Origin of the sequence: Paraburkholderia sp. BR13439, assembly GCF_040948805.1 — a bacterium.
Classification (GTDB): domain Bacteria; phylum Pseudomonadota; class Gammaproteobacteria; order Burkholderiales; family Burkholderiaceae; genus Paraburkholderia; species Paraburkholderia youngii.
Genome location: NZ_JBFPKN010000004.1, coordinates 38,378 through 60,421, shown reverse-complemented (window position 1 = coordinate 60,421; position 22,044 = coordinate 38,378). Strand labels below are relative to the sequence as shown.

At 63.2% G+C, this 22,044-nt stretch carries 18 protein-coding genes, 1 tRNA gene and 1 pseudogene; 15 read left to right on the top strand and 5 right to left on the bottom strand.

Going from position 1 to position 22,044, the window contains the following annotated elements; all coding sequences use genetic code 11:
• The first annotated feature begins 129 nt into the window (after positions 1-129).
• Both AB3X96_RS09570 and AB3X96_RS09565 read left to right on the top strand, forming a co-directional pair.
• Positions 130-1,485, top strand: a complete 1,356-nt coding sequence (locus AB3X96_RS09570) for an NAD(P)/FAD-dependent oxidoreductase (RefSeq protein WP_368589527.1) — start codon at positions 130-132, stop codon at positions 1,483-1,485.
• Positions 1,486-1,584: 99 nt separating this feature from the next.
• A complete protein-coding gene (locus AB3X96_RS09565; protein ID WP_176378912.1) occupies positions 1,585-2,457 on the top strand; it encodes a dienelactone hydrolase family protein in 873 nt (290 codons plus the stop codon).
• A gap of 108 nt (positions 2,458-2,565) precedes the next feature.
• Here AB3X96_RS09565 and AB3X96_RS09560 read toward each other — a convergent pair whose 3' ends face one another.
• Positions 2,566-3,435, bottom strand: coding sequence for a sulfurtransferase (locus tag AB3X96_RS09560; protein ID WP_368589526.1), 870 nt, complete (start codon positions 3,433-3,435; stop codon positions 2,566-2,568).
• A gap of 149 nt (positions 3,436-3,584) precedes the next feature.
• The gene (locus AB3X96_RS09555) at positions 3,585-4,691 is read right to left on the bottom strand and encodes an aromatic ring-hydroxylating dioxygenase subunit alpha (protein ID WP_176107226.1); all 1,107 of its coding nucleotides are present in this window, start codon (positions 4,689-4,691) and stop codon (positions 3,585-3,587) included.
• 320 nt (positions 4,692-5,011) lie between these two features.
• Between AB3X96_RS09555 and AB3X96_RS09550 the strand changes: the two genes are divergently transcribed.
• From AB3X96_RS09550 to folE2, 4 genes are all read left to right on the top strand, one after another.
• A complete protein-coding gene (locus AB3X96_RS09550) occupies positions 5,012-5,320 on the top strand; it encodes an exodeoxyribonuclease VII small subunit (RefSeq protein WP_368589525.1) in 309 nt (102 codons plus the stop codon).
• Positions 5,317-6,198 carry a polyprenyl synthetase family protein gene (locus AB3X96_RS09545; protein WP_368589524.1) on the top strand — a complete coding sequence of 294 codons (882 nt, stop codon included), beginning with the start codon at positions 5,317-5,319 and terminating at the stop codon, positions 6,196-6,198. The genes AB3X96_RS09550 and AB3X96_RS09545 overlap by 4 nt, the downstream gene beginning before the upstream one ends.
• An 88-nt stretch (positions 6,199-6,286) precedes the next feature.
• A complete protein-coding gene (dxs, locus tag AB3X96_RS09540; RefSeq protein WP_368589523.1) occupies positions 6,287-8,194 on the top strand; it encodes a 1-deoxy-D-xylulose-5-phosphate synthase in 1,908 nt (635 codons plus the stop codon).
• A gap of 243 nt (positions 8,195-8,437) precedes the next feature.
• Positions 8,438-9,244 carry a GTP cyclohydrolase FolE2 gene (gene folE2, locus AB3X96_RS09535; protein WP_176107229.1) on the top strand — a complete coding sequence of 269 codons (807 nt, stop codon included), beginning with the start codon at positions 8,438-8,440 and terminating at the stop codon, positions 9,242-9,244.
• 97 nt (positions 9,245-9,341) lie between these two features.
• On the opposite strand, the gene tsaD is transcribed toward folE2, so the two are convergent.
• Positions 9,342-10,370, bottom strand: a complete 1,029-nt coding sequence (gene tsaD, locus AB3X96_RS09530) for a tRNA (adenosine(37)-N6)-threonylcarbamoyltransferase complex transferase subunit TsaD (RefSeq protein WP_368589522.1) — start codon at positions 10,368-10,370, stop codon at positions 9,342-9,344.
• Between the two features lie 145 nt (positions 10,371-10,515).
• On the opposite strand from tsaD, the gene AB3X96_RS09525 reads away from it, so the two are divergent.
• The 8 genes from AB3X96_RS09525 (at position 10,516) to AB3X96_RS09490 (ending at position 19,803) form a co-directional block, all read left to right on the top strand.
• Positions 10,516-11,733 carry an NAD(P)/FAD-dependent oxidoreductase gene (locus AB3X96_RS09525; protein ID WP_368589521.1) on the top strand — a complete coding sequence of 406 codons (1,218 nt, stop codon included), beginning with the start codon at positions 10,516-10,518 and terminating at the stop codon, positions 11,731-11,733.
• A 68-nt stretch (positions 11,734-11,801) separates the two neighbouring features.
• Entirely contained in the window at positions 11,802-12,014 is a 213-nt protein-coding gene (rpsU, locus tag AB3X96_RS09520; protein WP_008919901.1) for a 30S ribosomal protein S21, read from the top strand.
• Positions 12,015-12,247: 233 nt separating this feature from the next.
• Positions 12,248-12,694 (top strand): GatB/YqeY domain-containing protein, encoded by a 447-nt coding sequence (locus AB3X96_RS09515; RefSeq protein WP_368589520.1) that lies wholly within the window; start codon positions 12,248-12,250, stop codon positions 12,692-12,694.
• A gap of 117 nt (positions 12,695-12,811) precedes the next feature.
• Entirely contained in the window at positions 12,812-14,686 is a 1,875-nt protein-coding gene (dnaG, locus tag AB3X96_RS09510) for a DNA primase (RefSeq protein WP_176378919.1), read from the top strand.
• Positions 14,687-14,777: 91 nt separating this feature from the next.
• Positions 14,778-17,168 (top strand): RNA polymerase sigma factor RpoD, encoded by a 2,391-nt coding sequence (gene rpoD, locus AB3X96_RS09505; protein ID WP_176107234.1) that lies wholly within the window; start codon positions 14,778-14,780, stop codon positions 17,166-17,168.
• 153 nt (positions 17,169-17,321) lie between these two features.
• Positions 17,322-17,409 (top strand) — tRNA-Ile (locus AB3X96_RS09500).
• 197 nt (positions 17,410-17,606) lie between these two features.
• On the top strand, positions 17,607-17,777 hold the full coding sequence (locus AB3X96_RS09495) for a hypothetical protein (RefSeq protein WP_368589519.1): 171 nt from the start codon (positions 17,607-17,609) through the stop codon (positions 17,775-17,777).
• A gap of 883 nt (positions 17,778-18,660) precedes the next feature.
• Positions 18,661-19,803 (top strand): porin, encoded by a 1,143-nt coding sequence (locus AB3X96_RS09490; RefSeq protein WP_176123242.1) that lies wholly within the window; start codon positions 18,661-18,663, stop codon positions 19,801-19,803.
• Positions 19,804-19,953: 150 nt separating this feature from the next.
• On the opposite strand, the pseudogene AB3X96_RS09485 reads toward AB3X96_RS09490, so the two are convergent.
• Positions 19,954-20,796: pseudogene (locus tag AB3X96_RS09485) on the bottom strand (porin); the annotation flags it as partial.
• A gap of 91 nt (positions 20,797-20,887) precedes the next feature.
• On the opposite strand from AB3X96_RS09485, the gene AB3X96_RS09480 reads away from it, so the two are divergent.
• Positions 20,888-21,244: a transposase gene (locus AB3X96_RS09480; protein ID WP_368589518.1), complete on the top strand. Its 357-nt coding sequence runs from the start codon at positions 20,888-20,890 to the stop codon at positions 21,242-21,244.
• 18 nt (positions 21,245-21,262) lie between these two features.
• Here the strand turns inward: AB3X96_RS09480 and AB3X96_RS09475 are convergent, their stop codons facing one another.
• Complete coding sequence (locus AB3X96_RS09475) at positions 21,263-22,003, bottom strand: Crp/Fnr family transcriptional regulator (protein WP_176123241.1); 741 nt, start codon at positions 22,001-22,003, stop codon at positions 21,263-21,265.
• Positions 22,004-22,044: the final 41 nt, after the last annotated feature.

Genomic DNA, 22,044 nt, shown 5'->3' with positions numbered 1-22,044 from the left:
CGTGCGCATGTCACACATGAGTATTGGCCACTTGTGACTTCCCAGCCGGGTCGAGGACAATCGATTCAGGACGGCGCATTCATGCGCCGCGTCGCGACAGATAATTCATCGGCTACACGGAGAAGTGCAATGCATCGATTTATCGTCGTTGGCGGAGGTGCGGGAGGACTGGAACTGGCAACGCGTCTTGGCGATCGCTATGGGGCCGGCAAGAAAGGGCGCAGCGCGCAGGCCCAGGTCACGCTGGTCGACCGCTTTCCGACGCATATCTGGAAACCGCTGCTGCACGAGGTGGCAGCGGGCAGCATGGACCCGTTCACGCAGGAGCTCCCTTACGCGGCGCAGGCGCGCTGGCATGGCTTCGAGTTCCAGCAAGGCGATCTGACCGCACTCGACCGCGCGAACCGGCGCATTACGCTCGGCATCGTGCTCGACGACGACGGCGCTGAACTGCTGCCCGAACGCATGCTCAAGTACGACACGCTGGTCATCGCGATCGGCAGTACCACGGCGTTCTTCGGCGTCAAGGGAGCGGCCGAATTCTCGATTGCACTGGATACGGTTAGCGAGGCGGAGCGTTTCCGCAAGCGCCTGATCGCGGCGTGCATGCGCGCCGAACATCAGGCGCACGAGCCCGTCGAGTCGCGACCGGGACCCGGCACGTGGACGTCCAGCGAGCCGCGCATTCAGGTGGCGATCGTCGGCGGCGGCGCGACGGGGGTCGAGTTATCGGCGGAATTGCGCAATACCGCGCAAGTGTTGTCCGCGTATGGCTTGCACAAGCTCGATCCGCGGCATGACGTCGGCATCGTGCTGATCGAGGCGGGGCCGCGCATCCTGCCCGCGTTGCAGGAACGCGTTTCCACGGCCACCGCCGAATTGCTGACCAAGCTCGGCGTGAAGCTGATGATCGGCGAGACCGTGGCCGAGGTTGCGCCGGGCTACATCCGCACCGCCAGCGGTCACACGGTGCGAGCCGATCTGACCGTGTGGGCGGCGGGCATCAAGGCGCCGGTGGTGCTCACTCAACTCGATGGCTTGCCGGTCAACCGGCTCGGTCAGCTGATCGTGCGCCGTACGCTGCAAACCGAGATCGACGACAACATCTTCGCGCTCGGCGACTGCGCGGCCTGCGAGTGGCCGGGCAACGAGCGCAACGTGCCCCCGCGCGCGCAGGCCGCGCATCAGCAGGCGAGCTTTCTGATGAAGGGACTGGCGGCGCGCCTCGAGAACAGGCCACTACCGGAATTCACTTATCGCGACTTCGGCTCGCTGGTCTCGCTCGGACACTTCAGCGCGGTCGGCAATCTGATGGGCGGGGTGATCGGCGGCAATATGCTGATCGAAGGGCTGTTCGCGCGCTTCATGTACATGTCGCTGTACCGGCTGCATATCGCGGCGCTGCACGGCTATCCGCGCATGGTGCTGGACACCTTTGCGCATTGGTTGCGCCGTACCACGCTGCCGCGCGTCAAGCTGCACTGACTGCATCGGCGCGTGCGGACAATCTCCTCGGTTGAATCTGCAACGGGATGCGCGCAAGGCGTATCCTGTTGCCTCTAACAATTCTTCGAGGAGCGCCCCATGCTGAAGCCTGAAGTTGATTGTCTGATTCCGCACGTACCCTTCGATCGGCGCACCTTCATGAAGGCGGCGCTCGGCACTGGTTTCGCGGCAGCGGTGCTGCCCGTCTCGGCGCAGACCATCCATACCGACAGCGACGGCCTCGAAGCAGGGGAAGTGGCGTTCCATTCGGGCGGTACGCTGATACCGGCCTATCGCGCGCAGCCGAAGGGCAAGACGCATCTGCCGGTGATCCTCGTCGTGCATGAAATCTTCGGCGTCCACGAGCATATCGCCGACGTGTGCCGGCGCTTTGCGAAGCAGGGCTATCTGGCGATCGCGCCGAACCTTTACGAGCGCGAGGGCGACCCGACCGCTTACCCGAGCATGCAGCAACTCAATGAGCAGTTGGTCAGCAAAGTGCCCGACGAGCAGGTGCTGGCCGACCTCGACGCGGCCGCCGCGTGGGCCGGCGAGAACGGCGGCGACCTGAACCGGCTCGGCGTCAACGGCTTTTGCTGGGGCGGGCGCATCTCGTGGCTGTATGCCGAGCACAATCCGCGCGTGAAGGCGGGCGTTGCCTGGTATGGTCGCGTGACCGGCGCGAAGAATGCGATGACGCCGGCCAATCCGCTCGATCTCGTCGCCGACCTGCATGCGCCCGTACTCGGCTTGTATGGGCGCCAGGATCAAAGCATTCCGCAGGACACGCTCGAACAGATGAAGCAGGCGATCGCGCAAGGGCCGCAGGCGGGACGTGGCTCGCAGTTCGTCGTTTATGACGACGCGGGTCACGCGTTTTTCGCAGATTACCGTCCAAGCTACAAGAAGGCCGATGCCGAGGATGGCTGGCGTCGCACGCTCGTGTGGTTCAAGCAACATGGGGTTGCTTGAAACCCTCATGTATTTGCTTGGCTAGCGATAAATCCGATGAAAAAGGCCGTTGCCGCTTCAAGGCGGCAACGGCCTTTTTGTCTGATTACGACTCGCCGCGGCAAGTGCTCAGGGGTTCGCCCCGGTCGCCACCGGCCGTTTCGGATCGGAACTCCACTCGCTCCACGAGCCCGGGTACAACGCCGAGCCATGCAGGCCGGCAACCTCCATCGCGAGCGAATTCACGCAGGCGGTTACGCCCGAGCCGCATTGCAGCACCACGTGCTCCGGCGACGTGTCGCCGAGCAGCGCATGGAATTCCTCGCGCAGAGTGTGTGCCGGCTTGAAGCGGCCGTCGGCGGTCAGGTTGTCCTTGAAGAAGCGGTTCAGCGCGCCCGGGATATGGCCGCCGACGCGGTCGAGCGTCTCGTTTTCGCCGCGATAGCGATCGGGCGCGCGCGCATCGACGACGACCCGCTCCTTCGAGACGAGGTTGCGCTCGACCGCCTGGCTATCGATGGTCACCGCGAGCGGCGCGGCCGCCTTGAAGTCGCCGGTGTTCTGCGCGGGCACGGCCTGCGTCAGCGGCTGGCCGGCCGCTTCCCATGCCTGCAGGCCGCCGTCGAGCAGCGCGACCGCGTCGTGGCCGAGCCAGCGCAACAGCCACCAGACGCGCGCCGCGTACATGCCGCCTTGCGCGTCGTATGCGACGACCTGTTGACCTTGCTTCAGCCCTCGCGACTCGAGCGTTTCGACGAGCCGCGCGCGATCGGGCAGCGGATGCCGGCCGTTCGAGCCATTCTTCGGCCCGGATAGATCGCGATCGAGATGCAGATAGTGCGCGCCCGGCAGATGACCGGTCAGCCAGGCTTTCTCGCCCGCGTCGGTGTCGGCGAGGTCGAACCGGCAGTCGATCACGAACACGCTGCCCGGCGCGGCCGTGAGCCGCTCGGCAAGATTGGTCGCGGAGATCAGGGTGGTGTAATGAGTGTGGGGCATGAGCGTCTCCTCGATACGGGCGATGGCGGCTGCGGGCCGCGTCGTTCACGCGGCTGGCGCAATCGCCGGTCTATGTTGTTAGTCTAAACAAAAAAAGACGGGTCGAAGCCCGTCTTTCCTTGAGTCATCGATGCGCCACGCGGCGCGGATCAGATCGTGCCGAGTTCGCGTCGCAGAAACTCGTGGAAATGCTGCATGCCGTCTTCCATCGGGCTCTGATACGGACCGACCTGCGATTCGCCTCGCTCCATCAGCGCGAGACGGCCAGCGTCCATGCGCTCGGCGATCTCGTCGTCTTCGCGGGCCGTCTCCATATAGGCGGCGCGCTCGGCTTCGACGAAATCGCGCTCGAACAGCGCGATTTCCTCGGGGTAATAGAACTCCACCACGTTGGTGGTCTTCTGCGGACCGCGCGGAATCAGCCATGACACCACCAGCACGTGCGGATACCACTCAATCATGATGCCGGGGTAGTACACCATCCAGATGGCGCCGAACTCGGGCGGATTGCCGTCGCGAAAGCGCAGCACTTCATCGTGCCACTTGCGATACGTCGGGCTTCCCGGTTGCTCGAGCGCCTTGTGCACGCCGACCGTCTGCACGCTGTACCAGTCGCCGAACTCCCACGTCAGATCATCGCAATTGACGAAGCTGCCGAGGCCCGGATGGAACGGCGCGACGTGATAGTCCTCCAGATAGACCTCGATGAAGGTCTTCCAGTTGTAGTTGCACTCGTGGACTTCCACGTGATCGAACATGAAGCCCGAGAAGTCGAAGTGGCGCTTGGTGCCGAGGCGTGCGAGATCTTTCGCGACGTTGCGACCTTGTGCCTCGAACAACAGACCCTGCCAGTTCTGCAGCGGCGTGGCGCCGAGATTCAGGCACGGGTTGTCGGCGAAATGGGGCGCGCCGAGCAGCTCGCCCTTCAGGTCGTACGTCCAGCGATGCAGCGGACAGACGATGTTCTGCGTCTGCCCGCGGCCGTTGAGCATGATGGCTTGCCGGTGGCGGCACACGTTCGACAGCAATTCGACTTGCGACTGCTGGTTACGGACGAGTACCCGCCCCTCGCGTTCGCTGGGCAAGGCAAAATAATCCCCCGCTTCGGGCACCATGAGATCGTGGCCGATGTAGCGAGGACCTTTCTTGAAAAGGGTGTCGATTTCGCGCGTAAGAAGCGCTTCGTCAAAGTAAGCCGTGACTGGCAGCTGGCTGTGAACAGACCGCAACTGCAATGCATTGCTCAGATTGGACATTCCCACTCCCGATGAAGACGTGAAAGCAGTGAACAACCCAACCATCGAAGATTCGATTTAGGGAGCCCGCGATTATACCCGTTTCCCTGTGACAGGGACACTTAAGTCCCTGATTTGGGTTAAAAATGTCAAGAAAGTTCGGCATTTTCGCCGCAGACCTCGAGCTTTTTTTCTGCGAGACTTCAGGGTCGAAGCGGGGCAAAGGTGGGCATCGGACAGGCTCGAAGCAACGTGGCAAGGCGGGGCGCAGGCCTTCGAGCGGATCGAAAATGTCGCTTTTGCCGTAGAATGTCCGACTTGTTTTAATTTTGCGACTATTCATGGCGAAGACCGCATCGAACGATTCCGCCGCCGCGCCAGCCGAAAGCGGCGATAGCGCGCCGCTGCCGGAGAATTACGAGGCAGCTCAGACGGAGCTGGAAGAGCTCGTCGCGCGCATGGAAGGCGGCAGCCTGAGCCTCGAGGAATCGCTGGCCGCGTACCGTCGCGGGGCGGCACTTGTCGCATTCTGTCAACAGCAGCTCGAAAAGGTCGAGCAGCAGGTGCGGCTCCTCGATGGCGAGACCCTCAAGCCTCTGCCCATGAATACCGCAGGCACAGCCGCGACTGAGAGCGGGGACGACCTATGACATTCGAACAATGGACGCGCTCGGTGCTCGAACGCGTCGAAACGGCTCTGGAAAACTATCTGCCGGCCGAGACGACCGAACCCGCCAAACTGCACGAGGCGATGCGCTATGCGGTGCTCGGTGGCGGCAAGCGGGTGCGGCCGCTCCTGTGCCACGCGGCCGGCGAGCTGACCGGCGCGCGCGCCGAATGCCTCGATGCGGCGGCGGCGGCGCTGGAAATGATCCACGTCTACTCGCTCGTGCACGACGACATGCCCTGCATGGACGACGACGAACTGCGCCGCGGCAAGCCGACGGTCCACGTCAAGTATGACGAAGCGACCGCGCTTTTGGTCGGCGACGCTTTGCAATCGCAGGCATTCGTCGTGCTCACGTCCGACGTATTGGGCCAGCCGCAGCAGGCCTCGCTCGTGCGCGAACTCGCGCTCGCCAGCGGCTCGATCGGCATGTGCGGCGGTCAGGCCATCGATCTGGCGAGCGTCGGTCACACGCTGACCCGCCCGCAGCTCGAGACCATGCATCGCATGAAGACCGGCGCGTTGCTGCGCGCGGCCGTGCGCATGGGCGCACTAGCCGGCGAGACGCCGGACGCGCAGGCTCTGGCTTCGCTCGACGCCTACGCCGCCGCGGTCGGTCTCGCGTTTCAGGTCGTCGACGACATTCTCGACGTCACGACCGACTCCGCAACGCTCGGCAAGACCGCCGGCAAGGACGCGAAGGACGGCAAGCCGACCTACGTGTCGATTATCGGGCTCGACGCGTCGCGCGCGCTCGCGGCGCAACTGCGCAGCGACGCTCACGCCGCGCTTGCACCGTTCGGCGCTCGCGCACAGCGTCTTGCCGAACTGGCCGACCTGGTGGTTAACCGGGTCAGCTGAACGCGAAAGCCCGCCGCCGCGCACCCTCCATCCCCCGGGGTGCATGTATGAAGTGCGGGCGCGTAAGTTTTCCTACAATGGAACGACGATGTACGACTTGCTGAAAACCATCGACGACCCGGCAGCCCTGCGCCGCCTCGATCGCCGTCAATTGCAGCCGCTTGCGGACGAGTTGCGCGCCTTTGTGCTCGACAGCGTATCGCAGACGGGCGGCCATCTCTCGTCCAACCTCGGCACGGTCGAGTTGACCATCGCGCTGCATTACGTGTTCGATACGCCGCACGACCGGATCGTCTGGGACGTAGGCCATCAGACCTATCCGCACAAGATCCTGACCGGTCGTCGCGACCAGATGCACACGCTGCGTCAGTTGGGCGGCATATCGGGCTTCCCGAAACGCGACGAATCGGAATACGACACCTTCGGCACGGCGCACTCGAGCACGTCGATTTCGGCCGCGCTCGGCATGGCGATCGCGAGCAAGCTGCAGGGCGACAACCGCATGGGTATCGCCGTGATCGGCGACGGCGCGATGACGGCCGGCATGGCCTTCGAGGCCATGAACAACGCGGGCGTCGAAGACGACGTGCCGCTGCTCGTGATCCTCAACGACAACGACATGTCGATCTCGCCGCCGGTCGGCGCGCTCAATCGCCATCTCGCGCGTCTGATGTCGGGGCGCTTCTATGCGGCCGCGCGCGCGGGCGTCGAGCGCGTGCTGCGCGTCGCGCCGCCGGTGCTCGATCTCGCGCGCAAGCTCGAAGAGCACGCGAAGGGCATGATCGTGCCGGCCACGCTGTTCGAGGAGTTCGGCTTCAACTACATCGGGCCGATCGACGGTCACGATCTCGATTCGCTGATTCCGACGCTGCAAAACATCAAGGAACTGCGCGGGCCGCAATTCCTGCACGTGGTCACGAAGAAAGGCCAGGGCTACAAGCTGGCCGAGGCCGATCCGGTGCTTTACCACGGCCCGGGCAAGTTCAATCCGGCCGAGGGCATCAAGCCGGCCGCGACGCCGTCGAAGAAGACCTACACGCAGGTGTTCGGCGAATGGCTGTGCGATGCGGCCGAGCTCGACTCGCGCGTGGTCGGCATTACACCGGCGATGCGTGAAGGCTCGGGCATGGTCGAGTTCGAAAAGCGCTTCCCGGATCGTTACTTCGACGTCGGTATCGCCGAGCAGCACGCGGTGACGTTCGCGGGCGGCCTCGCCGCGGACGGCATGAAGCCGGTCGTCGCAATCTATTCGACCTTCCTGCAACGCGCGTATGACCAGTTGATTCACGACATCGCGCTGCAAAACCTGCCGGTGGTTTTCGCCATCGATCGCGCGGGTCTCGTCGGTGCGGACGGCGCGACGCATGCGGGCGCGTACGACCTCGCGTTCATGCGTTGTATCCCGAACATGACCGTGATGGCGCCGTCGGACGAAAACGAGTGCCGTCAGATGCTCTACACCGCGTTGCAGCAGTCGCATCCCACCGCTGTGCGCTACCCGCGCGGCGCGGGTACCGGTGTCGCGACCGTCAAGCAGATGGCCGCGTTGCCGCTCGGCAAGGGCGAAGTGCGTCGCGAGACGTCGGCGCCGTCCGGCAAGCGCATCGCGATTCTCGCGTTCGGCACGATGGTCGCGCCGTCGCTCGCGGCGGCCGAGCAATTCGACGCCACCGTGGCGAACATGCGCTTCGTGAAGCCGCTCGACACCGAACTCGTGCGCAAGCTCGCCGAGACGCACGACGCGATCGTCACCGTCGAGGAAGGCTGCATCATGGGTGGCGCGGGTTCGGCCTGCGTCGAAGCCCTGCTCGCAAGTGGGGTTATGCGCCCCGTACTACAATTGGGCCTCCCCGATCGGTTCATCGATCATGGGGACCCGGCCAAGCTGCTCGCCGCGTGTGGTCTCGACGCCGCGGGTATTGCCCGGTCGATCCGCGAACGCTTCCTCGCAAGCGGCGCGGTCGGCGGTCAGTCGTCGGTGAAGCGCGTCGCTTAAGCGCTGTCGCCTGTCGTGCCGCCGTGGGTACGACTCATGCCGCCGTCATGCGACGGCGGCTTCGGCAATCTCCAGTTTGAACCGAGGGGTCCTGCGGCCCGTCACCAACGCCGGCGGCAGCCGGCGTTCGCCGTTGCGCGCGCTGATCTGCACGGCCGCTGGGCGCTTCGAGCTCGCTGCGCGATCGTCGCCGATGCAGCGAGACCTGGACGCAGCCCGGCGCTTTCCAGAAAGGACAAAAGAATGAATCAGATGAATCCCGCCTTCGTGATGCCCGACGTGCAAAGCACCCCCGACACGCGCCAGATTCCGATCCAGCGGGTCGGCGTGAAGGGCGTGCGTCATCCGTTGACGGTTCGCACGCAAGCCGATGAAGTGCAGCCGACGGTCGGCACGTGGAATCTCGACGTGCATCTGCCGGCCGAGCAGAAGGGCACGCACATGTCGCGCTTCGTCGCGTTGCTCGAAGAGAACAAGGCGCCGCTCGAACCGGCTACGTTCCGCACGATGCTCGCGGCCATGCTCGACAAGCTCGAGGCCGAGGCGGGTCGCATCGAAGTGTCATTCCCGTACTTCGTGAACAAGACCGCGCCGGTGTCGGGCGTGCAGAGCCTGCTCGACTATGAAGTTACGCTGACCGGCGAGACCCGCCATGGCGCGACGCGGCTGTTTCTGAAGGTGCTGGTGCCGGTCACGAGCCTGTGCCCGTGCTCGAAGAAAATCTCGCAGTACGGCGCGCACAACCAGCGCTCGCACGTGACGATCGATGCCGAGCTGATCGGCGACGTCGCTGTCGAAGAGTTGATCCGCATCGCCGAGGAAGAAGCGTCGTGCGAACTGTGGGGTCTGCTCAAGCGTCCGGACGAGAAGTTCGTTACCGAGCGCGCGTACGAAAATCCGAAGTTCGTCGAAGACCTCGTGCGCGACGTTGCCCAGCGTCTGAATGCCGACGAGCGCATCGTCGCGTATGTGCTCGAAGCCGAAAACTTCGAGTCGATTCACAATCACAGCGCTTATGCGGTGATCGAGCAGGACAAGCGCCTCGCCTGATACGTTCTGCATCGGTCTACGCCGTTTCGTTGCAAAAGCATTGAACCCATAAAAAAGCCGCCTTTAAAGCGGCTTTTTATCGTCTTGCGGTGCCGGTTCAGTGCGCGAGCGACGTCAGATCCCACCGCGGCTTCACGGTGAACGCATAGTCGTTGACGGCCTGTTCGGGCCAGCGTTGCAGACGCAGCGCGCCGGCCAGCGCGATCATCGCCCCATTGTCCGTGCACAGCGACAGGTCGGGATAGTGCACGTAAAAATTGCGCTTCTGCGCGGCGGCCGACAGCGCTTCGCGCAACTGCCGGTTCGCGCCGACGCCGCCCGCCACCACCAGCCGGTTCAGCTTCGTGCGCTTGAGCGCCGCGAGCGATTTCGCGGCCAGCACTTCGACGGCGGCATCGACGAAACCGCGCGCGAGATCGGCCTTGGCCTGTTCGCAAATGTTCGCGCCGCCCAGCCGGTTTGCGTGCGTGAGTACGGCGGTCTTCAGGCCGCTGAAGCTGAAATCGAGGTCGCCGGAATGCAGCATCGGGCGCGGCAGCACGACTGCGCCGGGGGTGCCGAACTCGGCCATGCGCGAGACTTCCGGGCCGCCCGGATAGCCGAGGCCCAGCAGCTTGGCGGTTTTGTCGAAGGCTTCGCCGGCGGCGTCGTCGAGCGTTTCGCCGAGCGTCTCGTAGACGCCGACATCCGTCACGCGCATCAGTTGCGTATGGCCGCCCGACACCAGCAGCGCGACGAACGGAAACGGCGGCGGCTCGTCGACGAGCAGCGGCGACAGCAAATGCCCTTCGAGATGGTGAATGCCGACGGTCGGCTTGTTCCACGCCATCGCCAGCGAATTGGCGACGCTCGCGCCGACCAGCAGCGCGCCCGCGAGCCCAGGGCCTTGTGTGTAGGCGATCGCGTCGATGTCGGCGCGCGCGACGCTGGCGCGCTCCATCACCTCTTCGAGCAGCGGCAGCGCACGGCGGATGTGGTCGCGCGATGCAAGCTCCGGCACGACGCCGCCGTACTCGCGATGCATCGCAATCTGCGAATGCAGCGCGTGTGCGAGCAGGCCGCGCTCCGTGTCGTAGAGCGCGAGACCGGTTTCGTCGCAGGAGCTTTCGATGCCGAGAACGAGCATGATGAATCGCTTGAGACGGGCGCGCGCAATGCGCGTCCGAAAGTAAAAGGTAAGCCTGAAAGTATACCAGCGCGGACCAGCAGCCGCTGGCGGTCGGCAGCGCACGGGCATGGACGCGAGGGCCCGGCAGGTACAATGCCGCCCCATGGAATCCTTCGATATAACGGTGATCGGCGCGGGCGCGGCCGGCATGATGTGCGCTGCAGTTGCCGGTCAACTTGGTCGGCGTGTGGCGCTGATCGACCACTCGCAGCGCCTCGCGGAAAAAATCCGCATTTCCGGCGGTGGCCGCTGCAACTTCACGAATCTGTATGCGGGGCCGGCCAATTATCTGTCGGCGAATCCGCATTTTTGCCGCTCGGCGCTTGCACGCTATACTCCGCGCGACTTCATGGCGCTGCTCAAGCAACATCGCGTGACATGGCACGAGAAGCACAAGGGCCAGCTGTTTTGCGATCAGTCGAGCGACGCGGTCATCGACGTGCTTAAAAGCGAGTGCGACGTTGGGGGCGTTGCATGGCGCACGCCGCTGTCGGTCGAAGAAGTTCGCCAGGACGCCGAAGGGCGATTCCTCCTCGGCACGACGGCGGGCACGATCGCCGCCCGTGCGCTCGTGATCGCGACGGGCGGTCTGTCGATCCCGAAGATCGGCGCGACCGATTTCGCGTACCGGATCGCCAAGCAGTTCGGCCATAAGCTGATCGACACGCGCCCCGCGCTGGTGCCGCTGACCTTCGCGCCGGCCGACTGGGAGCCGTTTGCGGCGCTGTCGGGCGTGTCGCTCGAAGTCCAGTTGTCGACTGGCAACAAGAAGACCGGCGCCGAGTTCACCGAAGATCTGCTGCTCACGCACCGCGGCCTGTCGGGCCCGGGGGTGCTGCAGATATCGAGCTTCTGGCAGCCCGGCGAGCCGATTCACATCAATCTGCTGCCGGAGCGCGACGCCGCGGCTGCGCTCATCGACGCGAAAAACGGCACGAAGCGGCAGATCGCCAATCTGTTATCGGAATGGGTGCCGCAACGGCTCGCGCACGTATGGCTCGACACTCATCAGGTGGCCGCCGAGGCTCGCGTCGCCGATCTGCCGGACAAGTCGCTGCGCCGCATCGGCGAGGCGCTGTCGCGCTGGACGCTCACGCCGAACGGCACCGAGGGTTATCGCAAGGCCGAAGTGACGCGCGGCGGCGTCGATACGCGCGGTTTGTCATCGACGACGATGATGAGCGCTCGGGTGCCGGGTCTCTACTTCATCGGCGAGGCGGTCGACGTGACCGGCTGGCTCGGCGGCTACAACTTCCAGTGGGCGTGGGCGTCGGGTGTCGCGGCGGGGGAGGCGGCCGCCGAATATGCCCGGGGGGCTTGACGGCGCAATGGCTTTGTGAGAAAGCTCTGCTATACTCCTGAACCTTTACAAAGTTCCGTTATTGAAAAATGACGACCATCCGCGTAAAAGACAATGAGCCGTTCGAAGTCGCCATGCGCCGTTTCAAGCGCACCATGGAGAAAAACGGCTTACTGACGGAACTTCGCGCTCGCGAGTTTTACGAGAAACCCACAGCCGAACGCAAGCGCAAGAAAGCGGCGGCAGTGAAGCGTCATTTCAAGCGTCTGCGTGGCCAGATGCTGCCAAAAAAGCTCTACTGATTCTGGCGTTGCCCCGCTGTACGCGGCGCGGCAGCATCCCAGCCGATGGCGGCACCACAGTGCCATCACGGCAAACCCGGCCCATCGGGCCAGCCGGCAGGGTCGCATCCACTACGCATATTGCGCCAACCCGCTTGAGGAAGAAGTCCCAAGCGGGTTTTCGTGCTGATGCGGCGGTATCGCCGCCATCGACCGGCCGGTTTTTCAACTTTTCAACGCAATTCAGGTGAGTGATGAGTCTCAAGGACCGGATCAACGACGAAATGAAAGCTGCCATGCGGGCGCGCGAGACCGAGCGTCTCGGCACGATCCGCCTGCTGCTCGCCGCGATCAAGCAGCGTGAAGTCGATGAGCGGGTCACGCTCGACGATGCTGGCATAACCGCCGTGGTCGACAAGATGATCAAGCAGCGCAAAGATTCGATCAGCCAGTTCGAGGCCGCCGGACGCACGGATCTCGCGGACAAGGAAAAGGCCGAGCTGACCATTCTTTCCGCCTATATGCCTGAGCAGATGTCCGAAGCGGAAATCGTTGCCGAAGTGCAGGCGGCGGTCGCGCAAACCGGTGCTGCCGGCCCGCAGGACATGGGCAAAGTGATGGGCGTGCTGAAGCCGAAGCTGGCCGGCCGCGCCGACATGACCGCCGTCTCAGCGCAGGTCAAGGCCGCGCTCGCGAAGTAACCCTGTCGATTTGTCCGCGTCGCGCGCCTCGTAAAGACGGGGCGCGGGGCCCGGTCGCGGTGTCGGGCCCGGACTCCGGGCTTGGATTTTGAAGCTTTCCAGGCAGCGTCAATTACTGTGATCCCACCGTCATTCCTGCAGGACCTGCTCAACCGCGTCGATATCGTCGACGTGGTCGGCCGGTATGTGCAGCTGAAAAAGGGCGGCGCGAACTTCATGGGGCTGTGCCCGTTTCACAACGAGAAGAGCCCCTCGTTTACGGTTAGTCCGACTAAGCAGTTTTATCACTGCTTCGGCTGCGGTGCGCATGGCACGGCCATCGGGTTCCTGATGGAACACGTGGGCGCGTCGTTTCCCGAAGCGGTCAACGAGCTCGCGCAATCGGTGGGTCTAACTGTGCCGAACGAGCCTTCGCCCGGATATGGCGGTGGTGGCGGAGCTGGCGGCGGCTACGCGCCGGCGGCGTCGAAGGCCGTCACCACGGCGCTGTCCGATCTCATGCAGACCGCCTGCGACTACTACCGTAAGCAGCTACGCGGTGCGCCGGGCGCGATCCAATATCTGAAAAAGCGCGGTCTGACCGGCGAAATCGCCGCGCGCTTCGGTCTCGGCTACGCGCCCGAAGGCTGGCAAAACCTCGAGGCGGCGTTCCCGAACTACCGCGACGACGCGCTGGTCGAAGCGGGTCTCGTGATCGTCAGCGAAAAGTCCGACGCGCAGGGTCAGAACCGCCGCTACGACCGCTTCCGCGAGCGGATCATGTTCCCGATCCGCAATGTCAAAGGGCAGGTGATCGGCTTCGGCGGCCGCGTGCTCGACGGCGGCGAGCCAAAGTATTTGAATTCGCCGGAAACGCCGCTATTTAACAAGGGCAGCGAGCTGTACGGGCTGTTCGAGGCGCGTCTGGCGATTCGAGAGCAGCACTACGTGCTGGTCGTCGAAGGTTATATGGACGTGGTCGCGCTGGCCCAATTGGGTTTCCAGAACGCGGTCGCGACGCTCGGCACCGCTTGCACACCGATTCATGTGCAGAAACTGATGCGCCAGACCGATACGGTCATTTTCAGTTTCGACGGCGACGCGGCCGGCCGGCGTGCAGCACGCCGCGCGCTCGATGCGTGCCTGCCGCATGCCGCCGACAACCGGACGATCCGTTTCCTGTTCCTGCCGAGCGAGCACGATCCCGACAGCTACGTGCGCGAGTTCGGCACCGAGGCTTTCGCCGAGCAGGTCGAACGGGCGATGCCGTTGTCGCAGTTCATGCTCAACGAGGTGCTGACCGGCAAGGAGCTCGATCAGCCCGAGGGCAAAGCCCGCGCGCTGTTCGACGCAAAGCCGCTGCTGCAGGCATTGCCGGCGAATGCGCTGCGCGCGCAGATCATGCACATGTTTGCGGACCGGCTCGATGTGCCGTTCAGCGAAGTCGCGGCGCTTTGCGAAGTCGACGCGCGGATCGCGGCCGCGGCGCGCGAGGCGCCGGCCCGCAAGGATCGCCGCAGCGTGACCGGCATCGAGGAAAAGACGCTGCGCAACCTGGTGATGTATCCGCGCACGGTCGCGATGCTCGACGAAGAGGCCGAAGAGGCGCTGCTCACCGTGACCCGGCACGGCGAACTGTTCGCGGAAGTGACGACGCACGCACGCGCCCTCGGCGATTCGGCGGCGTTCCAGTTGTTGTCAGATCTCTTGCGAAATGGCGCGAACGCCCCAACTTTCGAGGAAATCTTTCGCAAAATTCTAGACTATGATGAAAACGTCCGGGATTTGCTGCTGAAAGACCCGCAGGACGCGGCCGTCATCGAGGAACGGCGCGAGCAGGAACGAATCGTCGGCGAGGAGTTGAAGGCCGCGATTTTGAAGATGCGATACGACGCTTATTGCGATCGTCTCGATCAGCTTTCGCGACAGTCACGACATACGCCGGAAGAGTTTGCCGAGTTTTCGGAGCTCAACCGGAAGCGGGCCGACATGAAGCGTCAACTCGGCCTGTAGCGGAGAGGCGAAAACCTCGGGTGCTATAATCGAAAGTTTCTAGCGGTTTGTTTTTTCAAGGGTTTTCCTAGCAAAGGCGAAAGGCGATGCGATGGCAAAGACGACAGGCGGAAATCAGACAACTGGCTCACGCGCTAAAGAGCGCACCGGAAAAGTTACCGAAGCCAGGCTGACTGCATCCGCCAGAAAAACGTCTGCTGTCAGCGTTGCGCCAGCTGCCGGGAAGAAGTCGTCGACCACTGCGGCCGCGCAGGCCGCACCGGTTCGGGCGGCGAAAGCTGTAGCACCGCCGGCTGCCAAGCGGGCGGGTGTCAGAAGCGCAAGGGAAGCGGCTGCCGTTCAGGACGATGCGGCAGCGCGCGTGACTTCAGTATCCACGGTTCATCCGGCTGTTGTCCAACAGCCGGGGGTCGAGACTACAGCCGGTACGGCGAACTCCATGACGAAAAAGCTGAATGAAGTACCCGTCGATGACGATGCAACCCAGGCCGAAGAAACCGCTGCCGCCGCACCGGGCAAGGTGGAAAAGGTCAAGGCTCGCGACCGTCGTGCAAAGGAAAAAGCGCTGCTGAAGGATGCGTTCGCGTCGTCGCAGCCTGGCACGGTGGAGGAACTCGAGGAGCGTCGCTCCAAGCTGCGCGCGCTGATCAAGCTCGGCAAGGAGCGCGGCTTCCTCACGTACGCTGAAATCAACGATCACCTGCCGGACAACTTCACCGAGACCGAGGCGATCGAAGGCATCATCAGCACGTTCAACGACATGGGCGTCGCCGTCTACGAACAGGCCCCTGACGCCGAAACGCTGCTGCTCAACGACAACGCGCCCGCGGCTTCGTCGGACGATGAAGTCGAAGAGGAAGCCGAAGTCGCGCTGTCCACCGTCGACTCGGAATTCGGCCGCACCACCGACCCCGTGCGCATGTACATGCGCGAAATGGGCACGGTCGAGCTGCTTACGCGCGAAGGCGAAATCGAAATCGCGAAGCGCATCGAAGACGGCCTGAAGCACATGGTGATGGCCATCTCCGCGTGCCCGACCACGATCGCCGACATCCTCGCGATGGCCGAGCGCGTCGCCAACGACGAAGTGCGCATCGACGAACTCGTCGACGGTCTGATCGACGCCGACGCGGAAGACGCCGACGGCTTCTCCGCGCAGGAAGCGGAAGCGATCGAGAACGAAGACGAGGAAGCCGAGGAAGAGGACGAAGAGGACGAGGAAGAGGACGATGGCTCGGCGCAAGCCACCGCCAACGCCGCACAGCTCGAAGCGCTGCGGCGCGCGTCGCTCGAAAAATTCGCGTTGATCAGCGAATGGTTCGACAAGATGCGTCGCGCGTTCGAGAAGGAAGGCTACAAGTCCAAGTCGTACCTGAAGGCGCAGGAAACCATCCAGAACGAGCTGATGACGATCCGCTTCACCGCGCGTACCGTCGAGCGTCTGTGCGACACGCTGCGCGCGCAGGTCGATGAAGTGCGTCAGGTTGAGCGTCAGATCCTGCATACCGTAGTCGACAAGTGCGGCATGCCGCGCGCGGAATTCATCGCGCGTTTCCCGGGCAGCGAGACGGACCTCGAATGGGCCGACAAGATCGTCGGGGAGGGGCATGTATATAGCGCGATCCTCACGCGCAACATTCCAGCGATCCGCGAACAGCAGCAGCGTCTGCTCGATCTGCAGGCACGCGTGGTACTGCCGCTGAAGGACCTGAAGGAAACCAACCGTCAGATGGCGGCCGGCGAACTGAAGGCGCGTCAGGCAAAGCGTGAGATGACCGAGGCGAACCTGCGTCTCGTGATCTCGATCGCGAAGAAGTACACGAACCGCGGTCTGCAGTTCCTCGACCTGATTCAGGAAGGCAACATCGGCCTGATGAAGGCGGTGGACAAGTTCGAATACCGTCGTGGCTACAAGTTCTCCACGTATGCGACGTGGTGGATTCGCCAGGCCATTACGCGTTCGATCGCCGACCAGGCGCGCACGATCCGGATTCCGGTTCACATGATCGAAACGATCAACAAGATGAACCGCATCTCGCGTCAGATCCTGCAGGAAACCGGTCTCGAGCCGGATCCGGCAACGCTGGCCGAGAAGATGGAAATGCCGGAAGACAAGATCCGCAAGATCATGAAGATCGCGAAGGAGCCGATCTCGATGGAAACGCCGATCGGCGACGACGACGATTCGCATCTGGGCGACTTCATCGAAGATACCAACACGGTCGCCCCGGCGGATGCCGCGCTGCATGCGAGCATGCGCGACGTCGTGAAGGATGTGCTCGACTCGCTGACGCCGCGCGAAGCGAAGGTGTTGCGCATGCGTTTCGGTATCGAGATGAGCACCGATCACACGCTCGAAGAAGTCGGTAAACAGTTCGACGTGACGCGTGAGCGGATTCGTCAGATCGAGGCGAAGGCGCTGCGCAAGCTGCGTCATCCGAGCCGTTCGGACAAGCTGAAGTCGTTCCTCGAAGGGAATTGACGGCGGCGGCCGCGGCTGGCCGCACATGATGCGATAGAAGGGGCCGCCCGGTCGTTTCGCGGAAGCGAAGCGGTTGCGCAGGCCCCTTTTTCGTGTAGTATGTCGGCCAATCGACGAAACGGGCCCGGCCTTCACGACCGGGTCTTTTTTCTTGGGCTGGACGCCGTGTTGGTTGCAGGCAGTGGACTCATAATCCACCTCCGAAAGGACATCGTGGGTTCGAACCCCACCCGGCCCACCAAAGTATCGAAAAAAGGGTTCCGAATTCCGGAACCCTTTTTGTTTTTGGGGCGGCCTTCATCGGGCGTGGCGTTGCAAGTTCGGTTTCGAGCCAGCGCAATATCCACAGGCGCCGCCGCGGGCGAACTGCCAGCGATCGCAGGAATAGCCGTTGCGCATCCAGCGTAGGGAGCTGTTCCCATCCGCCTGGAGGTCGTCATGCAAACCGACCCAACCATCGACCCCGTCGCGCCTCCGAAGCGGCCGCTGGAGGAATCCGACGGCGAGCCGCGTCCATTGCCCGACACGCCGCCCGACACCGACCCGCTCGCGCCGGGTTCCTCGCCCGAGGACGAGGAGGCGCTCAAGCGCGCTCCCCGCAAGCCATAAGCGGTGCTCGCGCGGAATCAGGGAAAGTCCGTGTAAATGCGGATGCCGCCCGGCCGTTAATTGAATGCGGAAGGCTTGTTGATGCACGCCGTCCGCTTTCAGCACGGGTCTTGTCACGCGGCGGCCGGCGCCGCAATTCACCTCCGGGCAATGCCCGTGCTGAAGGCTTCTTCGCTTAGTCGCGAGCGCATCTTATAGAGCCGTGACAAAGCGTGAAATAGAAGACCGTCGCAATGGCGGTTTCTCAAAAGTGAATGCTGATTCGACGAGGCAGGCTAGAACCGATGTGCTGCCGGGGAGTGGCAGCAATTGCTCAAGCTGGCCAATAAAGATCAAGTGAATAAGCGGTCTTGTCGATTGGACAAGTTAATCGGCCCCGCCTGAAACGATTAATTGCTATACGCTCGAAGCGGACTGCATTAACTCCATTAAGTTCCGGCCATCGCAAAATAAATTTCAAAAACGCGGAAAACCATCATTTGAACCGTTCGATTCCAAGAAATATCGACGGTCTTTTCGTCTGTTTGCTCCGACCCGATTACGTCACGCGTATTAAATCACTGTTGCAAACGCACAACTTCGAATATTGGTGCGTTGCAAATTGGTTTTGGCTGGGGCTGGCGATCCGGCACTTAGATCTTGCGATAAACGTTGGAAAAACAATAAGTTATCCTCGCCGGCCCCAACATTGTTGCGAAATTCGAAAAATCCTGTTGCGTGAATTGTCGGCGTCGATACCAGGGTGTCCCCCTACACTCACGCTTCGCTTCAAGGGTGCCCGGTCGATCCGAACGGGTCGGCCAAGCGGGCGGCGGCGGATGCGATGCATCGGCTGCTGAGGCAGGTCCTGCTCCCCGTATAAATTTTTCGAATTGGAGTTCCCATGAAAAAGAGTCTCATCGTCGTTGCCGCTGCCGCATCGTTCGCTTCGGTCGCTCACGCACAAAGCAGCGTGACCCTGTACGGTCTGATCGACGCAGGTCTGACCTACACCAGCAACGTTGCTGGCAGCTCCAAGTGGGCAGCAAATAGCGGCGGCATCGACCAGAGCCGCTTCGGCCTGCGTGGCTCGGAAGATCTGGGCGGCGGTCTGAAGGCAATCTTCACGTTGGAAAGCGGCTTCAACATCAACAACGGCCAGTTCGCCAACAACAAGGGCATGTTCAACCGTCAGGCCTTCGTCGGCCTGTCGAGCGCGCAATTCGGTACGGTCACGCTGGGTCGCCAGTACGACGCAGCGCAGGACTACCTCGCGCCGCTGACCGCAACGGGCAGCTGGGGCGGCACGTACTTCGCGCACCCGTTCAACAACGACAACCTGAACACCAACGGTGGTCTGTCGGTCAACAACTCGATCAAGTACTCGAGCGCTAACTACGCTGGCTTCACGTTCGGCGGCACGTACGGCTTCTCGAACCAGGCTGGCGGCTTCGCAAACAACCGTCAGTACAGCTTGGGCGCTGCTTACCAGTGGCAAGGCTTGCACCTCGGTGCTGCCTACGCTCAGCAAAACAACCCGGCTGCTAACACGAGCGGCGCATCGGACGGCGTTCTGGCGAACACGTCGGGCGTCCTGACGGGCAACTTCCGTCAGCGTCAGTTCGGCGCAGGCGCTTCGTACGGCTTCGGCCCGGCGCTGGTCGGCGTGGCCTGGACGCAATCGCGCGTCGACAACCTGGTCGGTGCAGCAGCTGGTCAGCGTCAAGGCCACACCAACAACTACGAAATCAACGGCAAGTACAACCTGACCCCGGCGATGGCTCTCGGCGTTGCGTACACGTTCACCGACGCACGCGGCTACGGCATCAATGCCGACGGTAACGACATGAAGACCCGTTACCACCAGATCGGCCTGCAGGCTGACTACTCGCTGTCGCGTCGCACCGACGTCTACGCTCAGGCTGTGTACCAGCACGCAATGGGCGACGGCGGCGTGGCTTCGATCTACAGCGGCGACAACACGGTTCCGACCTCGTCGTCGAAGAACCAGACGGCTGCTACGGTCGGTCTGCGTCACCGCTTCTAAGCTTCAGCAGAAGCTGCCTGTAGTACAGAAAGGTGCCGTTCGCGGCACCTTTTTTATGCGCGCGGCAGACCGGTAAGCCGGTTTCCGTATGCGAGAGCCAAAAAACGGGCGTCCCTGGGGACGCCCGTTTTGCGATGACGACCCGCAGCCTTAGAAAATCGTCCGCAGACCGAGCGCAACGCCGGTCTGGTTGTTGCGGCCCGGCAGTTCGACCGAGGCCGCGCCTGACACCTTGTCGAAATCGACGGTGCCGTACACCTCGGTGCGTTTCGACAGCGCGTACTCGGCCAGTCCGACGAACGTGTAGCGATAGCCGCTACCGACCTGACCATTGCCGATCGCCGCGTTCGACATATGGTCGCAGTACGCGGCGCCCGTCAGCGTCAGCGCGCGCGTGGTCTGCCACGTCACACCGGCGAACGGTCCGTTGTCGATGCGGCCCGAGCCCTTGACGATATCGACGCCCGGCACGAGCGTCTGCTGCGCGAGCGCGCTGTCGACGAAGCCGGTGTCGTCCTTCGAATGCAGATAGCCGACGTACAGCTTCGTCGAGCTGAACGCATAAACCGCGTTCGCGTTGAAGATGGTCTGCTTGTGATTGCTGTTGTCGCTGTTCTGCTGCACGCCGGCCGCGACCGACAGCGGACCCGCCACGTACGACAGCGTGAAGCCGTACATGTTGCCGGCGCCGAGATGGCCCGGCACCTGGCCCGAGAAGCCGTCCGCGCCGGTCGATGCGGAGTTCGTGCCGAACGAGTACATCGCGGCCACCGTCAGGCCGTTGAACATGCCCGTGTACTTGACCGCGTTATCCGCGTACAGCCCCGCGCCGAGCGCGCCAGGCAGCCACGAGTTCTCGTTGTAGTTGCCGACCGTGAGCGGGTCGTAGGTGTCGCCGAGCAGGTCGAACAGCGGCGTCTTCTGGCGACCGAGCGTCAGCGTGCCGTACTGACTGCTGACGCCGACGTATGCGTTTCGATTGAAAATGCGCTCAGGCAAGCTTCGAGTAGTCTCGAACGAGTTGACGTATCGACACTACTTTTGGAGCGACGCCGACACCCGCTTTACGCGTGCGCTTTCACGCATGAATAGCCCATCTTCCGAATCCATCGGGACGAGGCCGGTCGTTCAGGAGTTGACCGACGAGCAATGGCAGCAGATCGCGCCGCTATTCCCCGAAATCCTGCATCACGACGTCCCGCGGCGTGGTCGTCCGCCGATCGATATTCGCCACGTGCTCAATAGCGTGATGTGGGTGCTGCACACGCGCGCACCGTGGAGCGCGATGCCCGGGCACTACGTGCCGTACCAGACCGCGCATCGCTACTATCTGCGCTGGAAAAAATCGGGCGTGTTGAGCGCGATCATGCTCGCGCTGTTCAAGACCGACGCCGCTCTCGAAACGCGCGCGACACGCAAGGGCGGCGTGCGCGCCGGCTAGCGCGCGCCCGCCGCGCCGCTAGATCTGCTCTCGTCCGTACGCCTCTAGCCGCTCGAGATCGAGCACCTCGATCTGGTTATATGACAGACCCAAAATCCGCAGCTTCTCGAGGTTCTGCAGCGCCTGATTGATGCGCTGCCGCGACACCCCCGCGAGCAAACCGACCTCTTCCTGCGAAATCGCCAGTGTGTGGCCCGTGTCCGGATACAGATCCGGGTTGAACAGCTGCGCGAGCGATTGCGCGACGCGTGCGTCCACATCGAGCAGCCGGCTGTTCTGGATCGATGCGATGAATTCCCCCATCCGGTTGTTCAACTGCCGGATCACGAAACCCGTGAACGGCAGGCTCGATTCGAGCAGCGCATGGAAGGTCGCGGACGGCACGAACATCACGAGCGACGGCTGGATCGCGGCCACGTCGTACTTGCGCAACTCGCGCTTGATCACGCTGCCTTCGCCGAACCAGCCGCCCGGCGGCACCCCCGACAGCGTGCAACTGCGGCCCGACGCGTTGTAGATAGCGAGCTTGATGAGCCCCGAATGCACGCCGATCCAATAGTCGGACGGTTGCTGGCGACGCGCGATCCACGCGCCGCCTTCAAAGTGCTCGGCGTGCGCGCTGGCGAGCACTATCGCCTGATGCTCGGCGGCGAGCGCGCGAAACCAGGCGCAGGTGGCGAACAGCCGCGCGAGGTCGGCGGGCGCGACGCGTTGGGGCGGGCGGGAGTCGGCGCGGTCGGTGAAAGGAGCGACGGTCATTGGAGATAAGCGTCCTGGGAGCGGTTCCGGCTGAGCCAGGT

What these genes read in the sequence shown, in the direction of transcription:
- AB3X96_RS09570 (WP_368589527.1), top strand. Translation starts at nt 130, where the DNA reads ATGCATCGATTTATCGTCGTTGGCGGAGGTGCGGGAGGACTGGAACTG.
- AB3X96_RS09565 (WP_176378912.1), top strand. Translation starts at nt 1,585, where the DNA reads ATGCTGAAGCCTGAAGTTGATTGTCTGATTCCGCACGTACCCTTCGAT.
- AB3X96_RS09560 (WP_368589526.1), bottom strand. Translation starts at nt 3,435, where the DNA reads ATGCCCCACACTCATTACACCACCCTGATCTCCGCGACCAATCTTGCC.
- AB3X96_RS09555 (WP_176107226.1), bottom strand. Translation starts at nt 4,691, where the DNA reads ATGTCCAATCTGAGCAATGCATTGCAGTTGCGGTCTGTTCACAGCCAG.
- AB3X96_RS09550 (WP_368589525.1), top strand. Translation starts at nt 5,012, where the DNA reads ATGGCGAAGACCGCATCGAACGATTCCGCCGCCGCGCCAGCCGAAAGC.
- AB3X96_RS09545 (WP_368589524.1), top strand. Translation starts at nt 5,317, where the DNA reads ATGACATTCGAACAATGGACGCGCTCGGTGCTCGAACGCGTCGAAACG.
- dxs (WP_368589523.1), top strand. Translation starts at nt 6,287, where the DNA reads ATGTACGACTTGCTGAAAACCATCGACGACCCGGCAGCCCTGCGCCGC.
- folE2 (WP_176107229.1), top strand. Translation starts at nt 8,438, where the DNA reads ATGAATCAGATGAATCCCGCCTTCGTGATGCCCGACGTGCAAAGCACC.
- tsaD (WP_368589522.1), bottom strand. Translation starts at nt 10,370, where the DNA reads ATGCTCGTTCTCGGCATCGAAAGCTCCTGCGACGAAACCGGTCTCGCG.
- AB3X96_RS09525 (WP_368589521.1), top strand. Translation starts at nt 10,516, where the DNA reads ATGGAATCCTTCGATATAACGGTGATCGGCGCGGGCGCGGCCGGCATG.
- rpsU (WP_008919901.1), top strand. Translation starts at nt 11,802, where the DNA reads ATGACGACCATCCGCGTAAAAGACAATGAGCCGTTCGAAGTCGCCATG.
- AB3X96_RS09515 (WP_368589520.1), top strand. Translation starts at nt 12,248, where the DNA reads ATGAGTCTCAAGGACCGGATCAACGACGAAATGAAAGCTGCCATGCGG.
- rpoD (WP_176107234.1), top strand. Translation starts at nt 14,778, where the DNA reads ATGGCAAAGACGACAGGCGGAAATCAGACAACTGGCTCACGCGCTAAA.
- AB3X96_RS09495 (WP_368589519.1), top strand. Translation starts at nt 17,607, where the DNA reads ATGCAAACCGACCCAACCATCGACCCCGTCGCGCCTCCGAAGCGGCCG.
- AB3X96_RS09490 (WP_176123242.1), top strand. Translation starts at nt 18,661, where the DNA reads ATGAAAAAGAGTCTCATCGTCGTTGCCGCTGCCGCATCGTTCGCTTCG.
- AB3X96_RS09480 (WP_368589518.1), top strand. Translation starts at nt 20,888, where the DNA reads ATGAATAGCCCATCTTCCGAATCCATCGGGACGAGGCCGGTCGTTCAG.
- AB3X96_RS09475 (WP_176123241.1), bottom strand. Translation starts at nt 22,003, where the DNA reads ATGACCGTCGCTCCTTTCACCGACCGCGCCGACTCCCGCCCGCCCCAA.